At 49.5% G+C, this 25,309-nt stretch carries 23 protein-coding genes; 5 read left to right on the forward strand and 18 right to left on the reverse strand.

What is annotated here, in order from left to right; translation table 11 throughout:
* The first annotated feature begins 6 nt into the window (after window positions 1-6).
* Window positions 7-780, forward strand: a complete 774-nt coding sequence (gene tatC / locus HUU10_03175; protein ID NUQ80590.1) for a twin-arginine translocase subunit TatC — start codon at window positions 7-9, stop codon at window positions 778-780.
* A gap of 1 nt (window position 781) precedes the next feature.
* On the forward strand, window positions 782-1,750 hold the full coding sequence (locus tag HUU10_03180; GenBank protein NUQ80591.1) for a polyprenyl synthetase family protein: 969 nt from the start codon (window positions 782-784) through the stop codon (window positions 1,748-1,750).
* 6 nt (window positions 1,751-1,756) lie between these two features.
* Here the strand turns inward: HUU10_03180 and HUU10_03185 are convergent, their stop codons facing one another.
* The 16 genes from HUU10_03185 to HUU10_03260 all read right to left on the reverse strand — a co-directional run bounded on the left by HUU10_03185 (window position 1,757) and on the right by HUU10_03260 (window position 19,922).
* Window positions 1,757-4,048 carry a BamA/TamA family outer membrane protein gene (locus HUU10_03185; protein ID NUQ80592.1) on the reverse strand — a complete coding sequence of 764 codons (2,292 nt, stop codon included), beginning with the start codon at window positions 4,046-4,048 and terminating at the stop codon, window positions 1,757-1,759.
* Between the two features lie 33 nt (window positions 4,049-4,081).
* The gene (locus tag HUU10_03190) at window positions 4,082-4,306 is read right to left on the reverse strand and encodes a DUF2795 domain-containing protein (GenBank protein NUQ80593.1); all 225 of its coding nucleotides are present in this window, start codon (window positions 4,304-4,306) and stop codon (window positions 4,082-4,084) included.
* 85 nt (window positions 4,307-4,391) lie between these two features.
* A complete protein-coding gene (locus HUU10_03195; protein ID NUQ80594.1) occupies window positions 4,392-5,360 on the reverse strand; it encodes a M23 family metallopeptidase in 969 nt (322 codons plus the stop codon).
* A 112-nt stretch (window positions 5,361-5,472) separates the two neighbouring features.
* Complete coding sequence (locus tag HUU10_03200; GenBank protein NUQ80595.1) at window positions 5,473-6,504, reverse strand: HPr kinase/phosphorylase; 1,032 nt, start codon at window positions 6,502-6,504, stop codon at window positions 5,473-5,475.
* Between the two features lie 61 nt (window positions 6,505-6,565).
* Window positions 6,566-6,874, reverse strand: a complete 309-nt coding sequence (gene raiA, locus HUU10_03205) for a ribosome-associated translation inhibitor RaiA (GenBank protein ID NUQ80596.1) — start codon at window positions 6,872-6,874, stop codon at window positions 6,566-6,568.
* On the reverse strand, window positions 6,871-7,773 hold the full coding sequence (locus HUU10_03210; protein ID NUQ80597.1) for a tyrosine recombinase: 903 nt from the start codon (window positions 7,771-7,773) through the stop codon (window positions 6,871-6,873). The genes raiA and HUU10_03210 overlap by 4 nt, the downstream gene beginning before the upstream one ends.
* Before the next feature lie 65 nt (window positions 7,774-7,838).
* Window positions 7,839-10,106 (reverse strand): type I DNA topoisomerase, encoded by a 2,268-nt coding sequence (gene topA, locus HUU10_03215; GenBank protein NUQ80598.1) that lies wholly within the window; start codon window positions 10,104-10,106, stop codon window positions 7,839-7,841.
* A gap of 42 nt (window positions 10,107-10,148) precedes the next feature.
* A complete protein-coding gene (locus HUU10_03220) occupies window positions 10,149-10,445 on the reverse strand; it encodes a DUF494 family protein (GenBank protein ID NUQ80599.1) in 297 nt (98 codons plus the stop codon).
* A complete protein-coding gene (gene ybeY, locus HUU10_03225) occupies window positions 10,445-10,870 on the reverse strand; it encodes an rRNA maturation RNase YbeY (protein ID NUQ80600.1) in 426 nt (141 codons plus the stop codon). The genes HUU10_03220 and ybeY overlap by 1 nt, the downstream gene beginning before the upstream one ends.
* 5 nt (window positions 10,871-10,875) lie before the next feature.
* The gene (locus HUU10_03230) at window positions 10,876-11,331 is read right to left on the reverse strand and encodes a hypothetical protein (GenBank protein NUQ80601.1); all 456 of its coding nucleotides are present in this window, start codon (window positions 11,329-11,331) and stop codon (window positions 10,876-10,878) included.
* Between the two features lie 40 nt (window positions 11,332-11,371).
* Window positions 11,372-12,397: a glycosyltransferase family 2 protein gene (locus HUU10_03235; protein NUQ80602.1), complete on the reverse strand. Its 1,026-nt coding sequence runs from the start codon at window positions 12,395-12,397 to the stop codon at window positions 11,372-11,374.
* Between the two features lie 20 nt (window positions 12,398-12,417).
* Window positions 12,418-15,045 carry a DUF2723 domain-containing protein gene (locus HUU10_03240; protein ID NUQ80603.1) on the reverse strand — a complete coding sequence of 876 codons (2,628 nt, stop codon included), beginning with the start codon at window positions 15,043-15,045 and terminating at the stop codon, window positions 12,418-12,420.
* A gap of 15 nt (window positions 15,046-15,060) precedes the next feature.
* A complete protein-coding gene (gene hemW, locus HUU10_03245; GenBank protein NUQ80604.1) occupies window positions 15,061-16,233 on the reverse strand; it encodes a radical SAM family heme chaperone HemW in 1,173 nt (390 codons plus the stop codon).
* Complete coding sequence (lepB, locus tag HUU10_03250) at window positions 16,214-17,053, reverse strand: signal peptidase I (protein ID NUQ80605.1); 840 nt, start codon at window positions 17,051-17,053, stop codon at window positions 16,214-16,216. The genes hemW and lepB overlap by 20 nt, the downstream gene beginning before the upstream one ends.
* A 26-nt stretch (window positions 17,054-17,079) precedes the next feature.
* Window positions 17,080-18,879: an elongation factor 4 gene (gene lepA / locus HUU10_03255; GenBank protein ID NUQ80606.1), complete on the reverse strand. Its 1,800-nt coding sequence runs from the start codon at window positions 18,877-18,879 to the stop codon at window positions 17,080-17,082.
* Between the two features lie 50 nt (window positions 18,880-18,929).
* Window positions 18,930-19,922, reverse strand: a complete 993-nt coding sequence (locus HUU10_03260) for a hypothetical protein (GenBank protein NUQ80607.1) — start codon at window positions 19,920-19,922, stop codon at window positions 18,930-18,932.
* Between the two features lie 103 nt (window positions 19,923-20,025).
* Here HUU10_03260 and smpB point away from each other — a divergent pair, with 103 nt between their 5' ends.
* Window positions 20,026-20,493, forward strand: a complete 468-nt coding sequence (gene smpB / locus HUU10_03265; GenBank protein NUQ80608.1) for an SsrA-binding protein SmpB — start codon at window positions 20,026-20,028, stop codon at window positions 20,491-20,493.
* 2 nt (window positions 20,494-20,495) lie between these two features.
* Window positions 20,496-21,704 carry a tyrosine--tRNA ligase gene (locus tag HUU10_03270; GenBank protein ID NUQ80609.1) on the forward strand — a complete coding sequence of 403 codons (1,209 nt, stop codon included), beginning with the start codon at window positions 20,496-20,498 and terminating at the stop codon, window positions 21,702-21,704.
* Between the two features lie 17 nt (window positions 21,705-21,721).
* Here the strand turns inward: HUU10_03270 and HUU10_03275 are convergent, their stop codons facing one another.
* Complete coding sequence (locus tag HUU10_03275) at window positions 21,722-22,762, reverse strand: Gfo/Idh/MocA family oxidoreductase (protein ID NUQ80610.1); 1,041 nt, start codon at window positions 22,760-22,762, stop codon at window positions 21,722-21,724.
* 207 nt (window positions 22,763-22,969) lie between these two features.
* Here HUU10_03275 and HUU10_03280 point away from each other — a divergent pair, with 207 nt between their 5' ends.
* Window positions 22,970-23,704, forward strand: a complete 735-nt coding sequence (locus HUU10_03280; GenBank protein NUQ80611.1) for a hypothetical protein — start codon at window positions 22,970-22,972, stop codon at window positions 23,702-23,704.
* Between the two features lie 11 nt (window positions 23,705-23,715).
* Here the strand turns inward: HUU10_03280 and HUU10_03285 are convergent, their stop codons facing one another.
* On the reverse strand, window positions 23,716-25,248 hold the full coding sequence (locus HUU10_03285; protein NUQ80612.1) for a glutamine synthetase: 1,533 nt from the start codon (window positions 25,246-25,248) through the stop codon (window positions 23,716-23,718).
* Window positions 25,249-25,309: the final 61 nt, after the last annotated feature.

A 25,309-nucleotide genomic window follows, 5' to 3' on the forward strand; every position in this document is an offset into this window, starting at 1 on the left:
TCCCGGATGAGCCAGCCACAGGATCAGGAACAGGAATCGGGAGAACAGACCGGTTCCTTCCTCACTCATCTCGAGGCCCTGAGATGGACTCTTGTACGATCCTTTATTGCCCTTCTGGTAACCTCTGGGGTCTGTTTCTATTTTTCCGATTTTATTGTCAATGACATACTGCTAAGGCCACTGCATCAGCTTTCAACCCCTGTAATGCTGCAGAACCTGAAGCCTTTCGGGCAGATTATGCTTTACCTTCAGGTGTCATTTTTCTCTGGCCTTGTGCTGGGTATCCCCTATGTGCTCTATGAAATCTGGCGGTTTGTGTATCCTGCCCTGCGCCAGAAGGAAATTAAGTACATCCGGTCAATTGTTGCCTTCTCCAGTTTTTGTTTCCTGGCAGGGGTCGCTTTTGCATACTTCCTGATCATTCCCTACTCTGTCCAGTTTTTCATGTCCTTTGGTTCTCCCTCCATTGTAAACAATCTGGCAGCCGATGAGTACATGTCCTTTATTGTTCAGATTATGTTGGCCAGCGGATTGTTGTTCGAACTCCCGATGGTTTCCTATTTCCTCAGTCATCTGGGTCTGCTCACTCCCAACTTTATGAAACATTACCGGCGGTATGCCTACTTCATCGTGGTGGTACTGGCAGGAATATTCACCCCCCCAGATGTAATCTCACAGATTTTCCTGGTTGTGCCAATGATGATTCTTTACGAAATTTCGATTGTGATATCTGCTGCCATACAAAAACGGAAGCAGGCTGGTTTGCGGAGTACAACCTGATATGAGTTCTGTTTCGGAAATATTACGACCTATCGAACCCGAACTGCAGGAATTTCATACCCGGTTCAGTTCCTATCTTGAGAGCAAATCTTCCCTGCTCGAAGAAATTATCCGGTACATCCTTCAGCAAAAGGGTAAGCGGATTCGTCCTGCACTGGTTCTCCTATCGGCAAAATTGACCGGAGGCGTGAATGACCGGTCTTACCGCGGTGCCATCCTGGTCGAGCTCCTTCATACTGCCACTCTTGTTCATGATGATGTGGTGGATGATGCCGATATGCGGCGCGCAGTCCCCAGTATCAACGCCCTATGGAAAAACAAAGTCGCCGTTCTGATCGGGGACTACCTGCTTTCCCGCGGATTGCTTCTTTCCCTTGACAACGGTGACTATGACCAGTTAACCATTCTAAGCCGGGCCGTCAGGGACATGTCTGAAGGTGAATTGGTTCAGATTGAAAAAAGCCGGATGCTGAACACAACCGAAGAAGTCTATTTTAAAATCATTCAGGGAAAAACCGGAAGCCTGATTTCCAGCGGATGTGAAATCGGGGCCCTCAGTAACACCACCTCACCCGAGATTCTGGAAAGACTGCGAACCATTGGAAGTTACCTGGGTATTGCGTTTCAGATACGCGATGACCTGCTCGATTTTACCGAAGGGGGAACCGGTAAGCCGGCCGGACTCGATCTGAAAGAAAAGAAAATGACCCTGCCACTCATTTATGCCCTGGCAAGTTCCCCTGCCGATGAGCAGAACCGGATCCGGCGAAAAATCCGGCTGGCAAAAAAGGTGGCCGATTTTGAAGAAATCCGTCAGTTTATCATCGATAAGAACGGAATCGGGTATGCACATGAGGTTGCAGGCAGGTATGCACAGCAGGCGACCGATGAACTGATGAAATTTCCGGACAGCGAGGCACGTTCTGCCTTCACAAACCTGATCCGGTTCATTGTAAACCGGTCCTACTGAAAACGATCAGAACGAGTGACCGATGCCGATATAAAACGACATCTGGTCAAAAAAGCCACCGGGATCATTCAGACGGTAGGTGGAAGGTAACCACCGCTGACCGGCAGGTGCCGATGGATTCCAGGCTTTCCAGGCAAAATCGAGTCTGGCGGGCCCGATAGGCAGAAAATACCGGATTCCCACACCGTAATTCACTGCAATTTCCCGGTAGAGGTTCTTAAAAGTGAACGAACCCGGTTTTCCTTCCCGATTCCACAGGTTACCGTAATCCACAAACAAGGCATATCCCCAGTCTGAATTCCACTTTTTACGATATTCGACCGATCCCTCGAGTTTGATATCAAAATACCCCCGGGAGGTGCTGTCGGCTGCTGATCTTGGTAGACTTCCCGGTCCAAGTTCGGTGGGAAGCCAGCCCCTCAGACTGGTGATTCCTCCACCAAAGAACCGGTTGATTTCGGGGGTATCTTTCGAAATACCATAAGGTGTGATATAACCCAATACGAGCTTAAACGCATAGTTATCTGTGGTGGTGACTGGGATGTACCAACGCAGATCGGTCTGTAACTTCAGGTACTGATAATAGTTGACACCAAAAATCCGGCCGGTCTGACCATCTTCCGATGTCTGCACATCCGACTTATCAACCGTGGTACTCAAAAGTCTGGGAATCAAGCCGGATTCTTCAAGAGAGATTTCCTGGCTGCCGCCATAATTTCTTTCGATGATGTTTGTATTCAGCCATTGGGTGGTCCAGCGGAACACGCTGTTCACGTAAGGTTCCCGCAAACGCCGGTCATCGGTCAGGGTGGTGAAATAAGACTTACCTGCCTTTACCCAGTTCACTTCAAGGATATCGATGTAGGAGCGGGTGTATTCCGCATGCCGCCACTGAACGCGAAGACCGGTGGTGATGATGGTCAGGTCATAGGGTTCGCGTTTGTTGGTTGCACGCTGCAGGGCCGTTTTCGACGCTTGCTGCCATCTTGCAGAAATCTGAGAGCGATTGGAGGTTCCCATGAAATAGGGAAAATTAAGATCGATACCGCCATTCACACTCCACTCACTGTATTCAGTTTTATTCCCGGTGAGTGAGGCTGGAATCTGAACACTCCCCCCCACACTGATGCGAAGGTTTTCGGCAGCATTGAATATATTTTTATTGGTATAGATCAGATCCGAACCGAAAGAACCGTCGCTTTTATCATCTAACCGAATCTGCGGGCGGATTTCATGTTTGGGGGCCATTTGCATGGTGTAGGCTGTATACACCTCATACTGGTCGTTTACCCGATCATAGGCCAGGCTATCAATCGAAACATTCACCGAGTTAAAAACACCCAATTCATTCAGATTACGCAGGGTGTTAACCCGCCGTCCCGGAGAAAACAACTCGCCCGATTCCAGATCAATATGCCGGGTAATAATATCAGGTTTAAGCTCTCTGCTGCTGGTTGTCCTGATTCTGATTCCATTGACCGACAGGGTATCACGCAACCGTTCACCAGAATCGATGCTGTTGGTATAGATGGTCATGGATTGGCCAGCCACCACACTTTTAGAACTGGGCCTGACGACGAGCGTAAGGGAAATGTCAGGAAAGCCTGTGGTATCGGCCACCACTGTAATCGAGTCGGATTGTGTGAATGCGTAACCTTTTTCCTGAAGGGAAGAAAGAATCCGGGCGCGTTCATCACGGATTTTAAAAACGGACCAGGGTTCGCCTTCCTTAACAATCTGGTTGTTGTAGACCACCCTGGCAATTTGTGCCTCATCCTTCTGCGGGAGGTCGTACCGGATGGTTTCAAGTTTGCCCTGCGGCCCCTCGTTTATCCGGAATGTCACCTTTACACCATCGGGAGAACGCACGGTCGCCGTATCCACACGGATCCGGAAGAAACCCAGATACCTGTAGTACTGCTCAAGATAGGAGCGGTCGTCGGCCAGATTGATATCTGAGAAATAAATGGGCGCTTCACCAAAATTGTTCCTGAAATAGTTCCCGACATAATTCAGTGAAGAAAAACGGGTTTCAGGAAAAATAAAGCCGAAGGTTCGGTAAAGCCATAATCCGGGTTTTACCGATTTATTAATCAGCCAGTAATTCTGTCTGGTCTGGATGTTTCCTGCAAGGAAATCTTCATCGATGCTTTTAACTCCTTCGAAATCAACTCTCAGAATGAGTTGTTTGCCAGTCGAATCGGGCACCTGGGCCAACAGGGATTCCTGTATAATCCAGACGACCAGAAGGAGTGTGAAGAAGGATTTTAACAAAATGGTTGGAGCCGGACCCATCACCGCCAGGAAATGGGTCCGTGCATGAGAAAGGACTTAATATTCGTCTTCGTCGGAATAATAGAATTCACTGCTGGTAGGAAAGTCCGGCCAGATTTCCTCCATGTTTTCATAAACTTCCTCATCGTCTTCCAGGGCCTGAAGGTTCTCAATAACCTCATATGGGGCACCGGTCCGATAGGCGAAATCGATTAGTTCAGCTTTGGTGCATGGCCAGGGGGCATCGTTCAGATGGGCAGCCAGTTCCATTGTCCAATACATGGGTACCTCGTTTAATGACAGGGGCGTGAAATTGCGCGAAAATACAAAAGAGGAACTGCAAACACAATACCATCAGAAAGGGAAATCAGTCGAGGCTGGGGCGATCTTTATCGGCCTGATGAATAGCGATGGCGTATTCGATCGGGTCGAGATCATTGAGGAAGAATAAAGAGGGATCCTGAGGTTTCCGGTTCCAATGGACTTCATAGTGCAGGTGCGGTGAAGTGGACACACCGGTGTTGCCCGAGTAAGCAATGACATCGCCACGTTTAACCTTCTGGCCTTTCTTCACTGCCACGGTTGAAAGGTGGGCGTAATAAGTCTTGAGTCCGAATCCGTGGTCGAGAATCACCAGCCGGCCGTATCCGGTTCTTGGGTTGCCTCCCACAAAATCCACGGTTGCTCCTCCGGTGGCATAAACCGGGGTTCCCCTCGGAAGTGAAATATCGATTCCCTGATGAGGCCGCTGAATTTTATAGATCGGATGAATCCTGGACCCAAAACCAGAGGTCAGTCTTCCGCGTGCTGGTTTCAATGCAGGGAAGTTGTCAAAATACTGACTGTTTAATTTGTATTGCTGGTAGATCAGATCGTAAGATTCTTTCTGTATCTGCAGTTGCCTGTCAATCTGATCCAGAGCCAGACGGGTGGAATTGAGCATCTTATCAATATCCACATCGCCGGTTACCATCTGATTCTCAGAAGTACCACCCACTCCGGCCTTTCTGGAATCCTGGTCCAGACTAGGTAAATCGACCAGCACCCGCAATTGCTCATCTTTGCTGGCCAGATTGGATACCACCGAATTAAAAGAGGCAATTTTTTCGGCAAACTTTCCGATCTGCTGCCGGAGCGATTCATTCTCAACCTTAAGGCTGCGTGAATACTCGCTTTCCAGAACATCGCCGAACAGATAGAGGGTTGCAGTGCTCAGAATGGAGGAGGTAAACAGAATCAACCCGAACCAAAAGAGGTAGTGAGAGAAAGTCCTGCGGACTTCCACCAACTGCAGGGTGTGCGGATCGAGTATGTATTTACCTGTTTTTTTGAACATTTTTTATGTCTTGGCGGAACGGTCAGACTGCTAAATCTATGTGCCAAATCCCTGATAATCAATTCATTGACAAGATGGTGTGATCAAACGCATAAGAACAGCATATGGTTCCTTATTCGAAATCATGTTCAAAGTATTCGGTGGTCCGGTCGGGCTCTTCTCCTGCCTTTACTCTGGTTTTCCTTTCGATGGCAGATTGAAGTTTATCGGCAAAAACCTGGGCAGAATCATAGCCATAATGTTTCAGCAGGTGATTCAGGGCTACTGTTTCGAGGATAACCGTTACATTCTTCCCGGCAAAAATGGCCAGTTCAATTTTTGGTATTTTCACCCCGAGAATCTCGGCATAGACGGTATCGAGCCCGGTGCGGGTGTATTCCTCATCCGGATTCCAGTCAAGCAATTCAACAACAATCTCAACCCGTTTCTGGAACCGGATGGCACGAACCCCGAAAATGGACCGTATGTCGATGATTCCAACTCCCCTGATTTCCATAAAATGCTGGACCATGTTGTTGGAACTGCCCATCAGGATGCCTTCTCCTTTACGGGTAATCATGACCACGTCATCAGAAACCAGCCGGTGGCCTCTCTCGATCAGGTCCAGACCAATCTCTGACTTGCCGATCCCGCTGCGCCCGGTAATAAGAATTCCGATCCCGTACACATCAAGGAATACCCCGTGTACCGATTGCTGCGGACTAAACTGATCATCCAGAAAGTCGGTGACAAGGTAAATCAGTTTGGAGGATTCATAAGTTGTTGTGAACAGGGGAATCCCCTTCTCGGTCGCCAGTTCGGTTAACTCGGGATAGTCGGTGTTTTTATTGGAATCCGTCATGATGATACAGGGAATCTCGTAGGCAAGCAGGGTGCTGAACGCCTGACGCCGCTGCTCGGGGTTCAGTTTATTCAGAAACCGGCATTCAGTATTACCGAGCACCTGGACCCGGTGATAGGTAAACAGGTCGGTAAAGCCAGCCAGGGCCAGTCCGGGTCTGTGGATTTCGCGTTCCCTGATCGTCTTGGCTGATGCATCAACTTCATTCACCTGCTCGAGGGGAACCCGGAGCCGGTGAACCAACCGATCGGCCAAAAACCTGACTGTGATTTCCTGACGACGGATAAGAGGTCCCAGTTTCATAAAAAAACAGGCACCAGTGGTGCCTGCTCCATGTAAAAGTGAATATTTCAGTCCGGGCGGCTCAGTGGGCCCGGTGGGTTTCTTTGTATTTCTTCAGTTGCTTGATAATATCATCGATGGCTGCATCTACCGCCACCTCAAAATGCTCGGATGTTTCCTTTGATTTCATAATCTGATTAAAAACCGTCACTTTGATTTCAACGATTTTTGTCCGGTTGCCATTGTGTTTTTCATTCTGTTCATAATCGAGAGTTACCCGGCAGTCAATGATTCCATCATAGTACTTTTCCAGTTTTGCCGTTGCATCCATGATGTAATTTTTCAGGTCTTCGCGTGCGTTGAAATGTCTGGCAGTCAGAAACGTATTCATAGAGTCTCCTTATCATGGGTTGCTGTAGGATGTGCTTGTTTATAAACAGATTTCAGTCTTTCCACACTGACGTGAGTGTAAATCTGAGTCGTTGACAGGGATTCATGTCCCAGAAAATCCTTAACCGCTCTCAGATCGGCACCATGGTCAATCATATGGGTGGCAAACGTGTGCCTCAGCAGGTGAGGACTTTTCTTTTTCACCTCGGTGACCGGTAACAGATACTTTTTAACCAAACGCTGAATGAATCCCGGATTAACAGGTTGTTCCTTATCAGTCACAAACATCCGGTCCGTTCCGGACCCGATGGACTGACGGCTGACCATCCATTCAGACAACAGATGTGCACAGGAGGTTCCCACCGGAACAATCCGGTTTTTTGATCCTTTTCCCCACACACGAATTGTCTGGTGGGCAGGCTCATAATCCGATATTTTCAGATTGGTCAGTTCACTTAACCGGATACCAGTGGAGTAAAACAGTTCGAGAACAAGCCGGTCCCGAAGCCCCATCCAGTGGGTGACATCTGGTTGGGCCATCAGCCGGGTGATGGTCTCTTCCGAAAGAAATTCGGGCAGATTGCGACTGGTTTTGGGAAAAGAAAGGGACACAGCCGGGTTTACCGAAACGGATCCGGACCGACGGGCATACCTGAAAAAGGCCCGCAGGGATGCAACCTTGCGTGAGATACTTTTTCTGGAAAGGCCCGATGAAAACAATGAAGCCAGATACCCTCTCAGGTCTGAGAGAGTCACTTCATGTATGTGGAGAGAGTGATTTTCAGTTTCGAGCCAGCTGATAAACTGGTCCAAGTCGGTCTGATATGCAATCAGTGTGTGGCCGGAATAATTCCGTTCAACCTGCAGATAGCGAAGGAATTTCGGAAGGAAGTTTCTCATCCAGCCGTTCTTGTTTAGCTTCAATATAGCTCAAACGATCAGATGAATCAAGACCCACCGGAACCTCAGGCAGGTGCAGGTTCAGACGATTGACACTGGGGACACAAAATCTGATCACCTGTTTTTGAACGTTTCAGCAGGCGGTAGCCATGTCCACAGGATGGGCAGGCTCCCGGAACCGGTTTGTCCCACAGAGCAAAATCGCATGCCGGGTAATTATCGCATCCGTAAAAGATTTTTCCTTTCCGGCTTTTCTTTTCCCTGACCGTTCCCTTCCCGCAGGATGGACATGGCATCAGTGAGTCAGCCGGGGCTTCTATCCGTTCGGTGTATTTACAAACCGGGTAGGTGGAGCAAGCAATAAACAACCCGAACCGGCCCTTCCTTTTGACCAGCGGATTCTGACAGGTCGGACAGGCGCGTCCAATGTACTCAGGTTCTTCTTTTGGCGTTTCGGCAGCGGTTGGTTCTGTGAGAGACCGGGTGTTTTTACATGCCGGAAAATTGGAGCAGGCCAGAAACTTCCCATTTTTACCCCATCGGATAATCATGGGAGAGCCGCATTTATCGCAAATCACATCGGATGACTCAGTCATTTGTTGTCTGATCGAGGTCACCTCTTTTTTCAGACCTTCCAACTGCTTTTGTAAAGGCAGATAAAATCCGTCCAGAACAGCCTTGTACTGTTTCTTACCTTCGGCGATTTCATCCAGAAACTCTTCCATCCGGGCTGTAAAATCGTAACTGAACAGATCTGGAAAACTTGTAACCAGAATATCATAAACATTCATACCGATTTCGGTGGCCTGAAACTTCCGCTCTTTCAGTTCGGCGTACTTTCGGTCAATCAGGGTTGAGATGATACTCGAATAGGTTGAAGGGCGTCCGATGGCCTTGCTTTCCAGTTCACTCACCAGACTCGCCTCGGTATATCGGGCGGGTGGTTTTGTAAAGTTTTGTTTGGGAGTCAGACCCGTCAACTGGGTCCGCTGACCGGATGTCAGACCGGCTGGCAGGGACCCGTTTTCTGTATTCTGGTCATCCGGTTCAGAATCTTTCTCGGTTGCCACATCTCCGTACACGGCCAGAAATCCGGAAAACCGGGTAACACGGCCGGTTGCACGAAACTGAAAGGGTCCGCCGGTAATATCCACCGTGGTCTGATCAAACCGGGCAGATTCCATCTGGCTGGCCACAAACCGGTTCCAGATGAGTTCATACAGTTTGAACTGATCGGCTGTAAGCGATTTTTTAACCGATTTCGGGTCAAGATTCAGGCTGGTGGGCCGGATGGCTTCGTGGGCATCCTGTGCACTTTTCTTTGTCTTATACTGACGTGGACTTTTCGGCAGATATTCCACCCCATAGGCAGTGGCAATATGGGAACGGACAGCCTGGATGGCCTGCTCGCTGACCCGGACCGAATCGGTACGCATATAGGTGATCAGACCGACAACCTCACCAGAATCCAGTTCAACACCTTCATACAATTGCTGAGCCACCGACATGGTCTTTTTCGTCGAGAACCGCAGACGGTTCGAGGCATCCTGCTGAAGGGTGCTGGTAATAAACGGTGCACCCGGATTCCGGCGAACTTCGCGGGTTTCCACAGACCCGATCTGGTAGCTCTGAGCAAGAATGGCATCATTCAGGCGGGAAGCTGCCGCTTCATCCGGAATGTCTGGTGCCTGCTGGTCAATTTTAAACAATTTGGCTGGAAAGGCAGGCGAAGTCTGGGTTTTAAACAATCCGGTGAAGGACCAATATTCTTTCGTCTCAAAAGCCGAAATTTCCTTTTCCCGTTCGCACAGAAGGCGCAAGGCGGCGGTCTGCACTCTTCCTGCACTTAACCCACGATAAATGGCCTTCCAGAGAAACGGACTGACCTGATAGCCAACGATACGGTCCATCACCCGGCGGGCCTGCTGAGCCTCTACCAGTTTGTCATCGATCCGGATGGGATTGCTGATACTTTCAATAACGGCATCACGGGTGATTTCATGGAAAAGTACCCGGTGAATGGACGAGTCCGGTTTTCCAACTTCCTTTGCCAGGTGCCAGGCGATGGCCTCACCTTCCCGGTCAGGGTCAGTGGCCAGAAAGACCTGGTCGGCTTTTTTAGCAGCATCTTTTATTTTTTTAATGACATCCGCTTTGCCCTTGATGGTCTCATACTCGGGCGTGTATCCGGAATCCACATTGATTCCGAGTTTCCGTTCAGGAAGGTTTTTAATATGACCAGCCGAGGACTCGATGATATAGTCCTTGCCCAGGTATTTGCTGATAGTTTTTGCTTTTGTCGGAGATTCGACAATAACCAGAGATTTTGGCATAAAAGATTGAGTTAGTACCCGGGTAACAATAAATGGGAGAAATTAATTCGGACTGTCTTCGTTTCCGATCATCCGGATGGACCTTCCCCCGGGCCCAAGCCGCTCGTACAAAACCGAACTGACCAGGTTCTTCAGGTCCTCCAGAGACCAGATCATTTCATTTTCAGCCATCAGACGCTCCATCAGGATTTCGGTTTCCTCGGCTGAAATCAGACCTGAACTGGATAAACTGATCATAAATCCCTGAAATTCAAGCGGGATCATGGACCGTTCGGCCTCACTGAAGATCCGGAATCCGGATGTTCCGGCAGGATCGGTGATGGGGTTGGTGTTAATCATCAATCAGGAACCTTCGTCAGGTAAAATTCTTCCTTTTTCCGCATGATTTCCTGCTGGGAAATTGTTTGATCATCGTATCCGCAGAGATGCAGGGCTCCGTGAATCACCAGGCGACTGATTTCCTGTGCCACCGGAACCTTGTATTCCCTTGCCTGAACCCGTGCCTGATCAAGACTGATATAAATTTCTCCAACCACCGGTTTGCCGGGTTCGTGCAGACCGAAGGAAATCACATCGGTTTCATAATCATGCTGCAGATAGGTACGGTTCATGGCCAGCAGGGACTCATCGGTGGTCAGAATGATATTCACCGACTCCCAGGATACTTTTTCATGCAGCGAAACATCACCGGCCTGCCTGATAAGCAACCGTTTTTTAATCGCCGGTGGTTTGGGGTGGTCAATGAATAGTCGGATGGTTGCCAAACCGGTTACTTTCCGGAATCGGGCGGATTCTGAAGAATGTGTTCGGTGAGGGAAAGTGCAATGCTGCTCATCATGACTTCGGGTGCCATCTGGGTAAAGTCACCGGAAAGCACATCACGATTAACATTGCAGAACAGCGAACATCCCCCCTGCTTCTCAATAATCAGTCCGGAAACTTTCTGTCCGTCTTCTGCAACAAACGTTACTTCTTCACACATTTCACTCACAACGAATCCCGTACAGAAATGAAGCTGAAGGTGTGAATTGATGGTGTAGACCGAGACCAGGGTTCCGGTTTCGGATCCGATCGGGATACCTGAGTAAACTTCCACTGTCAGTTTCCGGGTCGGATCGGCATGATTGACCTCGAAACGGACGTTATCACCCATCACAACCGGTTCCACACCGAGGACAGCTGTTATCTGTTTCAGATCTTCAGAAGAGAAAGTAAAAGGTTTCATACTGGATTTCCTGCCTGCAAATATACTTCCGAATCACCGATTAAAAAACCTTACCTGCCTGCAACGCCCGCCGGACCACCACCGGAACGGGGTCCATTTGCTTAAAAACACGCCGGAAACCCTTCCAGCGGATGGTAGACTGGTTTTGCCTTCGCAAATCTGCCAGAACCTTCCGGTTGGTCCATAACCATTTCCATGCACGCAGAATGATCTTAAACCCTTCCCAACCCTGCTTTTTCGAATAGGACAGACCCGCCAGCAGGTCGAGCAGGATGCGGAACGGGGAAATCATGACCAGATAAGGAACAGGTGTATTCTTTATGACCATCAGCCAGTTATTCCGGTGATTCAGATACATTTTGCGCGGATGTCCCAGGGCGAGTGTCTGCCCACCAAGGTGCCAGACCACACTGGCCGGAACTGATATCACCTGACCACCGGCCGACAAAAGCCTCCAGCAGAGATCGATTTCCTCCATGTGGGCAAAAAATGCGGGGACAAAAAAGTTAAGCTGCACTGCTTCCTGCCGACGAATTACCATGGCAGTTCCGCTTGACCAGAAAAGACGCTGGGAATGGTCATACTGACCTTCATCCTTTTCTATGGAATCCATCACCCTTCCCCAGGCAAAAGGGTAACCCAGCCAGTCAAGCCGTCCGCCGGCTGCCCCGGCATAGTCAAACACCGACCTTCCGGCACGATGGGCTTGCAGTGAAAGGATTTTTGGCTGAAGGCAGGTGGCATCGGGATTATGGGAAATGGCTGTTTCAAGCTGAATCAACCACTCAGGATCGACCATGGTGTCGTTGTTCAGAAACACCAGCCAGTCACCCTTGGCAAAGGCAGCACCGGCTGTACAACCGCCAGCATACCCCAGGTTTTCACCGGGTTCGTGAATCAAGACCCGGGGGAACTTCGTACGGACGACAGACACCGAGTCATCTGCGGACCCATTATCTACCAGAATCACTTCGAACTGTCCGGATGCCCTGTAAAGGGAATCCAGACAATCCGTCAGAATGTCTATTCCGCTGAAATGGGGAATAATAATCGAAAAAAAAGCCATTCAGTACGTTTGGGTACCAATCAGGGTACCGGCGGAAGCCCGGCTTTGGTCCGATAGTCATTCATCCGGCTCTTCAGGGATGGCTGATTCGGGTACATCTGAAGCATTTGCTCAACGACCGTGGCGGCCTCACTCCAGCGTTCCTGTCCCGTATAGAGTCTTTCTAACAGAATGAGGTTGACCGGATCGGTTCCCATCGGATCACTGATTTTCTCGCGGAGAAGCTTTTCAGCCATCTGGTTGTACTCCTCAGCAATGGTCTCATGCTCGGGTCGTGTGCTCAGGACCTCTGCAGCATTGATCAGGCCGCGTGCATCTTCAAAGGGAACGTTGGTCTCACTCATTTTCTCGCGCATGGCCAGTGTAAGCTCGACGGCCGAATTGGTATCGCCTGCATCCATGTAATAGAAGGCCAGTCTCTGGAACAGGTTGCGGTAGTTCTGCACCACTTTCCTGATGTTGTCATCATATCTGACATTTTCCATATCCAGATTGGTAAACGCGTAGTTTTCCAACAGGTTCTTCTTCATTTTCTCTGCGTAAATGCGATCGAACGGATTTCCGCCTTTAGAGGGTACCACGCGGTAAACCATCCCTTCAAGTTGAAGGTAATTGTCCAGACCGATCCGATTGTCTTCGGGGACGGTGATGGCAAAATAGATGGGTCGTTCCCATTCATTGGCTTGAATGATGTCAAAAATCATAAAATCCTGTACCCTGATGAGGGGAATTCCCCGGTAACTCATGGTTGGATTGATTTTAAAACGCATCAGGGAATCAACAGCAAGACCTGGCTGGGATCCCAGATCGCTGGCTTTAACCCGACTGGAATCGACAGGAATCACCACTTCACGGCCCTCTTCAAACCAACGCATGGGCTGGATTTCCACGATGTCAGCATCGCGGTGACGGGAAGGCAGCTTCACCTTTTTGGCTCCCCTTGGTTCTTCATTCTTCAGCTGAAGGATATACCAATGGGTATTGAGCAGCGACAGATTCACCACACGGACATCGGTGCGGTATCGTTCCACTTCCTGCTGGTACCACAGCGGGAAGGTATCATTGTCTCCATTGGTAAAAATGATGGCATCTTTCTCCAATCCACCAAGGATGTTCCGTGCATAGTCACGCGGAACATACCAATGACTGCGGTCATTCACCGGGTAGTTGATGGCCAGCATCCGGCCGGGAACAAAAATCAAAACCAATCCGACCAGAACCGGGACTCCGATTTTCTGTAATTTTTCGGAGTTGAGCAGTTCTTTCCGGATGGTTTCTATAAACCCGAGAATACCGATTCCAATCCAGATGGCATAGGCAAAAAAGGCACCTGCATAGGAGTAATCCCGCTCCCGCGGCTGGGGTTGCGTCTGGTTAAGGTAGAGTATAATGGCATAACCGGTCACAAAGAATAAGGCAAGAATGGCCAGTGCCCGGTGCCTGTCCTCTTTAAAGTGATACCAGATTCCGATCATTCCGAATATGAAGGGGAGCGCCCAGAACTTGGTCCAGTCAACGCCGGAATCCTGAATATCACTTTCACGTCCAATAAAATTCCAGCCCAGGTAACGGTTAAACATGTGATGCACCTGGTAATTCCAGAAGTAATCCCAGTCACTATCGTACATGTTGTAGTATCGCTGGTGTACCGGATCGGAGCTCCAGCGACGTTCTAAAAAGGGACTGTCACCATACTGTTCACGGTTTAGATAGGACAGCATCTGTTCCGGTGTGGAAGGGTCATTTTCATTGATGGGGGGATGTGCATTCGACCGGATGTAAATCATGGCATAAGACGCATACCCCATAATGATCAGAAGCACAGACAGTAATGCAAGGTTGGCAATTTTATACCGGTTCACATGGGTCCAGTAAATACCAAAAATGAGGGCGCCCAGCGAGATGATCTTAATCAGGATATTCACTTCGAGTAATTTGGGGACTCCTTTAATGATTCCCGGGTAAATACTCAGAAAAACCAAAACTGAAATACCCACCATCTTTGCAAATCCGGAATAGCTGAAGGTGAATTTTCTGAAGTAGATAATTACAGCCACCATGAAAATGGTCAGCATGTTCAGCAGGTGAATACCGATGGCCAGTCCGATCATGTAGGCAATAATTAACAGGTAACGCTCATTATGCCCTTCATCACTGTGGTCAGCCCATTCAAGAACAAGCCAGACCACGATGGCCGTAAAGAACATGGAAAGGGCATACACTTCCGCTTCAACTGCATTGAACCAGAACGATTCACTGGCCGAGAACACCAGAGCCCCGCCGAGTGCCGATCCGTAACTGACGACTTTATCGACCCAGGACCATGAATCGGGATTGGGTTTCATATACAGGATCAGCCGTACAATAATCAGGTAGGTGAGCATAATGGTCAGGGAAGATGAAATCACACTCATGTAATTCATCCGTAAACCAATATCCTCTACGAATGGAATGGAGGTAAATAAACGACCCAGCAACAGAAAGATGGGAGATCCGGGGGGGTGCGGGACGCCGAGCGTATAGGATGTTGCAATAAATTCACCGCAATCCCAAAAGGAGACTGTGGGGCTGACCGTCAGGCCATAAAGAATGGTTGCATAAATTAAAACCAGAACAGCAAGAGTCCGGTTAATCATCTGATGAGTCATGAGTATTCCGTTGAATTAATGCTTTGTGGGTACCATCAAATCTGTTGCCAGTGAGTCACCGAAGCGCAACCCGGCCGGGGTTGCAGACAAGTCGGGTTCAAACCAGTTAATATAGCCATCTTTTTGAAGTCGATCGAATTTTTGCCTCAAAACCGACTGTTCTGAAGGGTTCAGATTCTGCCAGACCGGTAACAACGAACAGCCTTCGGTGGTTCTGACCGCCAGCATGAGTCTTTCATTCAATTCCGTTTCCGGACTGATGGTTTCCTTTTCTGCCGCCGGGAGCGTGCCTGTTTCAATCTTTTCACAATACTGGCTCAGGTTTCTGACATTTTTATACCTGAAACCGGACCAGAATCCCCATGCAGACGGACCGAATGCAAGCCATGGCTGATAGCTCCAGTAAGTGCGGTTGTGCACCGATTCGTGTCCGGACTTTGCAAAATTGCTGACTTCATAATGACCAAAACCGGCCGATCCCAATTCACTGATCGTCAGGTCATACATGTCGGCACAGTCATCCTCTTCTGCCACCCGAATGGAACCCTGCCTGACCATGTGGTATAAGGGTGTTTTCTCCTCTACAATCAGATTGTAGGCAGAGACATGCTGAATGGGAAGCGCGATGACCTGAGAAAGGTTTTTTTTCCATTTTTCAGTATCCTGTCCGGGTAAACCGAAGATGAGGTCGACTGATATGGATGAAAAGCCCACCCTTGCTGCATCTTCAACCGTCCGGATGGCCGTTTTGGCTGAATGGATCCGGCTGAGGGTTTTCAGATCCTGGTCATCGAACGATTGAACTCCCAGTGAAAGCCGGTTGATTCCCACCGAACGAAAATCCCTGAGTTTTCCCGGATCGAGTGTGCCCGGATTTGCCTCCAGGGTCACTTCACATCCGGCAGCAGGCGGCCGGTGGGCAAACAGCTTTTCAAGAAACCTGCCTATCTGGTCAGGGTCGGTCAGTGAGGGGGTCCCCCCTCCGAAGAAAACCGAGGTGAGGGGGCCTTGAGGAATCTCACTTTGTGATGAAAACCAAAGGTCGGTTTCTGCCAGCAGTGCGCTGTAAAACCGTGAAGCCTGCTCCGTATTGGTCAGGCTGAAAAAGTCACAATAAATGCATTTGGTATCGCAGAAAGGCAGATGGAAGTAAGCCCCGAAACGACCACTATTCAATCGGTCGCCCAATCCGGCTCCAGCGGATGCTCATCACAAGATCGATTGGATTGGCAAAACTGATGTTCGGATCCCAGCTCCAGTATGTAAAAAGGGGCTTTCCCCTGACGTGTGAAAAAGGTACAAACCCCCAGTAACGTGAGTCGGCCGAATTGTTCCGGTTGTCCCCCATCATGAAAAAGTAATCCTGCGTAAACGTGTAGTCTTCAATCACTTTTCCGTTCAGCCGGACAGTGTTGCCACTCAGCTGTGGCTTCATTCCGGTTTCGTAGATAATACAATCCTGGTAAAGGTGAAATGTTTCAGCATTCAGGGGAATCACATCTCCCTCTTTCGGAACATACAACGGTCCGTAATTGTCTGGATTCCAGGGACGCCGGTTCGGGAAGGTATCTCCAAAGTAACGGATACCTGCCAGCAGGGTGTCACCAGAGAACTGAGCTTTGGGTGGATTTTCAAAGGCCACCCCATTGACAAAAACCTGTTTATTGATGATCTGAATGGTATCTCCGCCAACGGCAATACAACGCTTGATATAGTCGAGCGAATTGTCCTTCGGATACATAAAAACCACAATATCACCCTGGACCGGTTTCCGCAATCCGGGCACACGCCAGTCGGTAAAGGGAATTTTGGCCCCGTAGATAAAATTGTTCACAAATAAAAAGTCACCGGCAAGCTGGGTTCCTTCCATCGACTCGGTGGGAATGCGGTAAGCCTGAAAGAAAAAGATCCTGATCAGACCTGCCACCACCACCGCAAAGATGATTGCATCTAGCCATTCTGCCAGTTTCGAATTATACTTTTTCTTCTCTTTTTTTCGTCCGAACATGAATCAGTTCCTGTAATCAGATTCCATTATTTATCATCCATTGCAAGAACGGCCAGGAAGGCCTCCTGAGGGATTTCCACCGATCCGACCTGTTTCATCCGTTTCTTTCCCTCTTTCTGCTTTTCAAGCAGTTTACGTTTCCGGGAAATATCACCGCCATAACACTTGGCCAGTACGTTTTTTCGCATGGCCTTAATGGTTTCACGGGCAATAATCTTTGCCCCGATGGCTGCCTGAACCGCAATTTCGAACATTTGACGAGGGATGAGGTCTTTTAGTTTCCCGGTCAGCTTTCTGCCCCAGTCATATGCCTTATCCTTATGCACCATCATCGACAGTGCATCCACGACTTCTCCGTTCAGCATCACATCCAGTTTGACCACCTCAGAGTGCCGGTATCCGTGAATTTCGTAGTCAAAAGAAGCATATCCGCGACTGATTGATTTCAGGCGATCATAGAAATCGAAAATCACTTCACCCAAAGGCAGGTAGAAGGTCATATCCACCCGGCTGGATCCAATGTAGGCCGTGTTCAGCCATTCACCGCGACGGTCGATACAAAGCTGCATGATGGCACCGATGTACTCTTCAGGGGTAATGATCTGGGCCTTGATGAATGGTTCTTCAATGTGGTCGATTCTGGCAACTCCCGGTAAATGGGCCGGGTTATCAATTTTCAGGACTTCACCATCGATGGTATAAACCAGATATTCCACGTTGGGTACAGTGGTGATGATATCCATGTCATACTCGCGGGTAAGCCGTTCCTGGATGATTTCCATATGAAGCAGCCCCAGAAAACCGCAACGGAAACCAAATCCGAGTGCAGCAGAGGTATCTGGTTCGAAAAACAGCGAGGCATCATTGAGACTAAGCTTATCCAGCGAGGCCCTCAAATCTTCGAAATCATCAGAGTTAGTAGGATAAACACCGGCAAAGACCATCGGTTTCACGTCTTTGTAACCAGCCACGGCTTCGGTTGCCGGACGTTCAGCATTGGTCAGGGTATCCCCGACTTTTGTATCCTTTACATCCTTCAGATTTCCGATCACATAACCAACTTCTCCTGCCCGCAGAATCTCGGTTGGCTGCCGGCGCAAACCCAGAACGCCGATTTCATCGGCAAAATAGGTTTTGCCAGTGGCGAAGGATTTAATCTTGTCGCCCCGGCGGAGAGTCCCTTCAAAAACGCGGATGTAAGAAACAGCTCCGCGGAAAGCGTCAAAAGTTGAGTCAAAGACCAAAGCCTTCAACGGTCTTTCACTGTGATCGGCAGGAGCCGGAACCTTATCGATGATTTGTTCAAGAATTTCCTCAATTCCGATACCTTCTTTGGCAGAGGCGGGAACGATATCCTCCTCTTTACAGCCAATCAGGCCGATCACTTCGGCTTTGGCGGCAGGAATATCGGCGGCCGGCAGATCGATTTTGTTGATAACCGGTACAATTTCCAGCCCGGCATCAATGGCAAGGTACAGGTTTGAAATGGTCTGAGCCTCAACTCCCTGTGAGGCATCGACGATCAGGATGGCCCCTTCACAGGCAGCAAGGGAACGGGAGACTTCATAGGTAAAATCCACGTGTCCGGGCGTATCGATCAGGTTGAGGGTGTATTCCTTCTGGTGCTTTTTGGACCAGTATTTCATCTGGATGGCGTGAGCCTTGATGGTGATTCCCTTTTCGCGTTCCAGATCCATGTCATCGAGCAGCTGTGCTTTCATTTCCCGCTGCGAAACCGCGCCGGTAAATTCGAGAAGACGGTCGGCGAGCGTGGATTTTCCATGATCGATATGGGCGACAATACAGAAATTACGGATAGTAGACATAGGTATTTTTTAAAGGGCACAAAGATATGAAACGGTGCAGGTAAACCCTATCAGGAACGCAGACGGGTCACCGGCCGTTCCATCGGATAGGAAATCATCTGACGAAGAACGCGTAACCGGACACCCCAGGCATCCAGATCGCAGACCATCCGCTGACGACTGACCGTATCGAGCGGAATCTGTCGCCGGCGGCCCTGAATGACCTGGTACTGACGCAGACAGTGAACCATCACACCGGGAAAATAGGCCAGAAGGGCCATTGTTCGTTTCTGCCGGGAAGTGGGTACTTTCACAGCTTTAACGGAAGAAACCATGGAACGAACCTGCCTGATCATCAGACCTTCAAGAGAGGCCACATCCGGCTGATGAGTGGCCATGGTCCTGAGTCCGGCATGATAGTCATCATACAGATCCAGAATATCATCCATGAGCTGGCTTGCGGCCGCCATGGACCGGAACACCCCGGCTTCTTCTTCTGTCAGGGGATCAGAAAGAAGAGACCGCGCACTCAGCAGGGTATGATAAGCTTTATCAACCGAGATCTGGTTAATTTCCAGTACCGATAACTGCCGGTTTCCCTGGGCCCTGGAGAGTTTTTCAGACCGCCAGAAATCAACAACTGCCGACCGGAAAGCGTCGGAATGATCCACCTTTTTCAGCAGATCCGACATGAGAAGCACGACCAGTTTTTCGGATACATCGGTCGGGGTCTGACTGACCGGCTGTCCCATCAGAAGGGACAGGATGGATTCATCAGACCGGGTTGTGTCATCAAACCAACTGTCGGCAATGGCGACCACCGTGCTGAACCAGGCCAGCTGTTGGATCTGGTTTTTTTTCAACGGTCTTCCGCGCAGCACAGCCACCCAGTCTGCTGCCAGGCAAGCCAGCAGAAAGTAATGTTTCAACCGAAGCTTCCATCCGGGAGCAACGGCCATTAATTCATCGGTCAGCGCCCTGATCTGCGGATTCTCTTTCAGGGCAGCTGCATAAACGCGACGGTAAACCGACACCCGCCAGCCCATCCAAAGGACCTCTTTCATTGTCTGAACTTGAACCATAACGGTAAAAATCGCTAGAAATCTGCCAGTTTCCAACCGACCGGTCATTTCAGGCCGGGCTGCAGCCGGTGTATCTTTGCAGGCTATGACCGAAAAAAAAGCCCCTCCCATTGTTGATAACCGGAGGGCCCGGCACGAGTATTCAATCATTGAAACCTTTGAAGCCGGGATCGTTTTACAGGGAACCGAAGTGAAGTCTCTGCGCGCAGGCAGAGCCAACCTGAGTGATGCCTATGCCAGAATTCTCAGTGGCGAGGTGTTTATTCTCGGTATGCACATTTCACCCTATGAGCAGGGCTCATACAACAATCATGATCCGCTCCGAAACCGGAAACTGCTGCTGAACTCGAGAGAAATCATGAAACTGAGATCGAGAATTGAGCGCGAAGGATATACCCTGGTCCCGCTGAAAGTCTATTTTAATGAACGCGGACGGGTCAAGGTTGACCTGGCAGTCTGCAAAGGGAAACAATTACACGACAAACGCGAATCCATCCGTGAACGGGAATCCAAACGTGAACTGGACCGGATGAAGAAACATAAAACAGGTTGAAAATGACATTTCCTCCAATCAATGAACAAATGGATCTGATCCGACGGGGAGTCTCCGAAATCATTCCGGAAGAGGAACTGGTCCGGAAACTGGAACGATCGCTGGCAACCGGGAAACCGATCACCGTCAAACTCGGGTGTGACCCTTCCCGCCCCGATCTGCACATTGGTCATGCGGTGATTCTCAGAAAAATGCGGCAGTTTCAGGATCTGGGACATCAGGCCATCCTGATCATCGGCGATTTTACCGGCATGATCGGCGACCCGACCGGAAAATCTAAAACCCGCCCCCCGCTGACGCTTGAGGAAACACGGGAAAACGGACGGTCCTACACCGAGCAGGCTACCCGCGTTCTGGATCCGAAACGGCTTTCCATTGTGCACAACAGCGACTGGTTGGGTAAGCTGTCCTTTGAGGAGGTGGTCAAGCTGGCCGCACGGTTTACTGTTTCACAAATGCTTGAACGCGATGACTTTCATCGTCGGTTTAACAACGAGCAGCCCATTTCTCTTCATGAATTTCTTTATCCGCTGGCCCAGGCCCAGGATTCCGTAGCCATCCGGTCGGATATTGAATTGGGAGGAACTGATCAGAAATTCAATCTGCTTATCGGACGGGAACTGATGCGGACCCTTTCAATGGAACCCCAGTGTATTCTCACCATGCCCATCCTGGAAGGGACGGATGGTGTGGAAAAAATGTCGAAATCGCTGAATAATTACATCGGCATCAGCGAAGATCCGTTCGATATGTACGGTAAAACACTGTCGATCCCCGATGCATCCATTTACAATTGGTTTGTACTCTGCACCAACTACCCCACCGACCAGCTGGCCAGCCTGAAAAAGCAAATTGCAGAGGATCCGCGCAATACCAAGCGTTTGCTGGCCAGGGAAATTGTATCCGTTTACCACCATCGGGAAGCGGCCGCTCAGGCTGAGGAAAAATTCGACACCCTCTTCATCAGAAAGGATATTCCCGACGACATTCCCGTTGTAACAGTGCAGTATGAATCGGGTGTCCTTCCGTTGTCAACGGTGGTCACCGATCAGAAAATGGCCGACTCAAAGGGTGAGTTTAAACGACTGGTGGCCGGCGGAGCTGTGTCGGTTAACGGAGAGAAAGTGGAAGATCCCGGCTATCTGATCAGACAGGGCGGTGAAAAAATCATCCGGGTCGGAAAGCGGAAATTTATCAGACTGACCGATTAACCGGATCGGATTAACCCTTACAACTTAAAGGTTTTCCAGACCCCATCCCGGGCCGATTCCAACGCCAGGTCGGTCAGATAGACCTGCAGGTGGCCATCGGCAAAGGTAGCAGCAGACCCGGGACCGTTGCCCTCGATCCAGCCAAGGAAATCCTGGAAAACCTCGAACTGACCATGGGTGTTATACCTGGAGTCTTCCAGTTCGATCACTTCGTCTTCATCATTGTAATTTTTAAACGTGAGCTGATCAGGATTTCGTTCTTCCCACCGGATTCCCCGTCGGGTACATGATATTTCGAGCCACATGTCGCTACCCACGTGTCCCGGCGCCGTCTGGCAGAAAGTAAAAACGCCATGAGCGCCTGAATCGAACCGGATGAGCAAAACGCCATAATCTTCATTCTCAATTTTCACCCACTCACCGTTGGGTTTTTTACGCTCAGGAATCAACGTCTGGCGTTCATAAAACAACGCAGCCGGTTTCAACCCGGTTACAAACAAGCTGGTATCGACTGCGTGTGAACCGATATCTGAAAGCGCACGGGACACCTCGCCGTTTGCCGGATCAACCCGCCAGTTCCAGGTTTGGGGAAACAACAACCAGTCCTGCAAATAATTTCCGCGTATCATCAGCACATCGCCCAGTTCCCCTGATTCCAGAATCTTTTTCATTTCACGAAGAGCGGGAAAACCGCGCCGGTTATAATTAATCACGTTTGGAACCGGTTTTTTCTCCAGTGCCGCAATCATCGCGGCGGTTTCCTGAACATTCCGACCCAATGGCTTTTCTGAATAGATGGGTTTGCCCAACTTCAGGCATTCCATGTTCACATCATAATGCAGATAATTAGGGGTGTTATTGATTACGATGTCAATTTCAGGAGAATGAACCAGATCCATCCAGTTTTGAAAGGGCTTCGAATCATACAACTCGGCGTACACATTGGAGGAATGCTGAGAGGACCCCGACACACCAGCCAGCTGATTTCCAGATCTGGTGATGATCTCGATATATCGTTGCCCGATTATACCCATTCCGATTAACCCAATACGGTACATAATTCCCCCTTTGTTCAGAAAATTAATTTACATGGATAATCAGATTATAGCAACCAGTCCATCCGGACAGGTAAAAAACCACTGTGGCCGGTAACTGACAGATTGGTGACAGTGGTTAATAACCACAAATTATACTCTAATCTGATTTTAACAGTACCATTTACCGTTTCATTGTATTTTATTATTGTCAATCTGAAGGAGGAAGCCATGATTACCGATGTGGAAAAATGGTACGAACAACGGATTCCCGACTATCGTGAGGTCATGACCCCGCTGAAACTCAGAAATCCCGAGATTTTTAAAAACATCATTCCCTGCCTGCCCCATATCGACCCGGCCTATCTTGAACCCGGGGTGATCAGGGTGCTGCATATCGGATTAAATTCCTATCTGAGTAAACGCGAATACCCGGCCGAATTTGTTCACTATGAGTTCATGGAACATGAAGACTGGTGGAAGGAGCACATCAACGAAAAAATCTGGATGCAGCACCATCATATGAATGAGGTACAGGCACAGGTACTGCATCACTTCCCCACAGCCGCAGAATACCGGACCAACCTGATTAAGATTTACATGGGTCAGGCCATCGGAAACAAAGACCACATCATTTCAGGACATGTGAAGGATTTATCGCGCCGGCTCACCGAAGAGGAATTACAGATGCTGGAATCCAGGAACCTGTTTCCCCATCTGATCTTCTGCTATAAACCCCTGGCGTGGGATGCCATCAGAGGATATTTCCAGCTTTTCCATCCGTATCAGACACGGGAAATTGAAAAGGGACAGATTCTGCTCACCGGAACGTTGGAAAACAAGACAGTGGTGATTCAACTGCACCGTGAGCACTCGATTTTTGGATTCAGCGATCACACCAATATCGGTCAGGTTCTCTCACACCACATGCATGATATAGAGGAGCACCTGGGCATCACCATCTGACCGGATCGGTTTCAGTGCAGATGTATATCCTTGTGAAGCGTCCGGCGGGTTTCCGTTAACCGGGCCTCCGGGGCCAATCCTGCAAGGAACCGCGCCAGATTGGCATCATTTTCCTGTTCAAGCTGCCTGATCAGGTAGTCGGTCAGCGAGAGCGGGAATACCCCGTTTGCCTCATACAAATGACGTTTCCGGGAAAATATTTTTGCCGACTCTATGCAGTGCCGCGGAAGCGGAGTCAGTTTTTCCCACACCTCCCGGTTTTCAAAAATGTTGCCTCTCACATATAATTTAGCGGCCTTCTCTTCAGATTCGGAATCCTCTGCACCGGATGTGCAGGCCAGAGCAATGCCAGCCAGCAGCAGGTAAACATAGGCACTGCCATCACCGGTTCTTAATTCAACGGTCTGCCGGCCTTCCGGATCGGTAAAGGAGACGTCCTGGGACGGATTGATTTTCCGGGATAGATCACCGGTATCTGACCAGCCCAACGGAACCCGCACCATGGCGCTCCGGTTCAGATCGCTCCAGCAGACACGGGTCGGGGCCTCCTGATCGGGAACCAGCCGCAGATATGAAGAAGCCACCGTATTGCCAACTGCGGTAATGGAATCGGCATACTCACAAAGACCTGCCACGAGTTGACGGGCCTCACGCGACAATTTTCCCGTGGAATCCAGCATGATGTTTTTTCCGTTCCGCATGCGGGCGATGTGAACATGAAGCCCGGAACCAGCCACCCCTTCCTCGAGCTTGGGAGTAAAAGTAGCCAGCATGCCATATTTGTAGGCAATGTTTCTGATCATCCATTTAGAAAGTGCCAGATAATCGCCCATATCGGCGATTGGAGCAGGAAGAAACTCAATCTCGACCTGCTCGGCCATTTTTCCGTTCAACTCAGGGTTCAGACTGACCAGTTTGTCGATGGTCCCGACTTCGTAATGACCATACTTCACCGATCCGGTGATGGAAGCAATACAGGACAGCATTTCGTTCAGTACATCGCCCGATTTGGCGTAAGGTGCAGATGAATGATATCCACGCTGCTGAACCTGAGGGTACAAAGCAGAATCGTGATCCCACAACAGATAAAATTCCAGTTCGCCCAGAGCATATAAATCATCTCCGGTCACCTGTTTAAAGCGCGATGCAGCATTGAACAGAACGGTGTCATGGGCGAAGGAAAGGCGATTCCCGTCCCTATCAAGAAACCGGCAGATAAAGTCCAGACTTTGGTCATCGAACGGATTGAAAAAGGCTGTCCGGTAATCGGGAATAATATAAAGGTCAGAGACTCCCGTATCGACAAGTCCTTTAAACAAAGAGGAGCCATCCACCCGTTCGCCTGTTGCCAGGATCCGTTCGGTCTGCAACCGGTTCTGTACCGGTATTTTCAGTTCTTTCAGCTTTCCGTCCAGTGCAGTGTAATGCAAGGTCAGACGTTCGATCTGACGGGTCTCAAGCACGGTCAGAATATCTGCTCTGGTCAGTTCATTGGGCATTTTACCGGTAATGAGAGATACCGGATTGGTCAATGCGAAGGACATTGAAGGTCTCCATGGTTATACATATAAAAAACCCGGGCTGGTCAGGCCCGGGTAACTGAGT

The organism is Bacteroidota bacterium, assembly GCA_013360915.1.
Classification (GTDB): Bacteria; Bacteroidota; JABWAT01; order JABWAT01; family JABWAT01; genus JABWAT01.

What these genes read in the sequence shown, in the direction of transcription:
- topA (NUQ80598.1), bottom strand. Translation starts at nt 10,106, where the DNA reads ATGCCAAAATCTCTGGTTATTGTCGAATCTCCGACAAAAGCAAAAACT.
- HUU10_03195 (NUQ80594.1), bottom strand. Translation starts at nt 5,360, where the DNA reads ATGTTCAAAAAAACAGGTAAATACATACTCGATCCGCACACCCTGCAG.
- tatC (NUQ80590.1), top strand. Translation starts at nt 7, where the DNA reads ATGAGCCAGCCACAGGATCAGGAACAGGAATCGGGAGAACAGACCGGT.
- lepB (NUQ80605.1), bottom strand. Translation starts at nt 17,053, where the DNA reads ATGTTCGGACGAAAAAAAGAGAAGAAAAAGTATAATTCGAAACTGGCA.
- HUU10_03260 (NUQ80607.1), bottom strand. Translation starts at nt 19,922, where the DNA reads ATGAAAGAGGTCCTTTGGATGGGCTGGCGGGTGTCGGTTTACCGTCGC.
- smpB (NUQ80608.1), top strand. Translation starts at nt 20,026, where the DNA reads ATGACCGAAAAAAAAGCCCCTCCCATTGTTGATAACCGGAGGGCCCGG.
- HUU10_03235 (NUQ80602.1), bottom strand. Translation starts at nt 12,397, where the DNA reads ATGGCTTTTTTTTCGATTATTATTCCCCATTTCAGCGGAATAGACATT.
- HUU10_03275 (NUQ80610.1), bottom strand. Translation starts at nt 22,762, where the DNA reads ATGTACCGTATTGGGTTAATCGGAATGGGTATAATCGGGCAACGATAT.
- HUU10_03200 (NUQ80595.1), bottom strand. Translation starts at nt 6,504, where the DNA reads ATGAAACTGGGACCTCTTATCCGTCGTCAGGAAATCACAGTCAGGTTT.
- HUU10_03230 (NUQ80601.1), bottom strand. Translation starts at nt 11,331, where the DNA reads ATGAAACCTTTTACTTTCTCTTCTGAAGATCTGAAACAGATAACAGCT.
- raiA (NUQ80596.1), bottom strand. Translation starts at nt 6,874, where the DNA reads ATGAATACGTTTCTGACTGCCAGACATTTCAACGCACGCGAAGACCTG.
- HUU10_03240 (NUQ80603.1), bottom strand. Translation starts at nt 15,045, where the DNA reads ATGACTCATCAGATGATTAACCGGACTCTTGCTGTTCTGGTTTTAATT.
- HUU10_03190 (NUQ80593.1), bottom strand. Translation starts at nt 4,306, where the DNA reads ATGTATTGGACAATGGAACTGGCTGCCCATCTGAACGATGCCCCCTGG.
- lepA (NUQ80606.1), bottom strand. Translation starts at nt 18,879, where the DNA reads ATGTCTACTATCCGTAATTTCTGTATTGTCGCCCATATCGATCATGGA.
- HUU10_03210 (NUQ80597.1), bottom strand. Translation starts at nt 7,773, where the DNA reads ATGAGAAACTTCCTTCCGAAATTCCTTCGCTATCTGCAGGTTGAACGG.
- HUU10_03280 (NUQ80611.1), top strand. Translation starts at nt 22,970, where the DNA reads ATGATTACCGATGTGGAAAAATGGTACGAACAACGGATTCCCGACTAT.
- HUU10_03285 (NUQ80612.1), bottom strand. Translation starts at nt 25,248, where the DNA reads ATGTCCTTCGCATTGACCAATCCGGTATCTCTCATTACCGGTAAAATG.
- HUU10_03270 (NUQ80609.1), top strand. Translation starts at nt 20,496, where the DNA reads ATGACATTTCCTCCAATCAATGAACAAATGGATCTGATCCGACGGGGA.
- HUU10_03220 (NUQ80599.1), bottom strand. Translation starts at nt 10,445, where the DNA reads ATGATTAACACCAACCCCATCACCGATCCTGCCGGAACATCCGGATTC.
- HUU10_03180 (NUQ80591.1), top strand. Translation starts at nt 782, where the DNA reads ATGAGTTCTGTTTCGGAAATATTACGACCTATCGAACCCGAACTGCAG.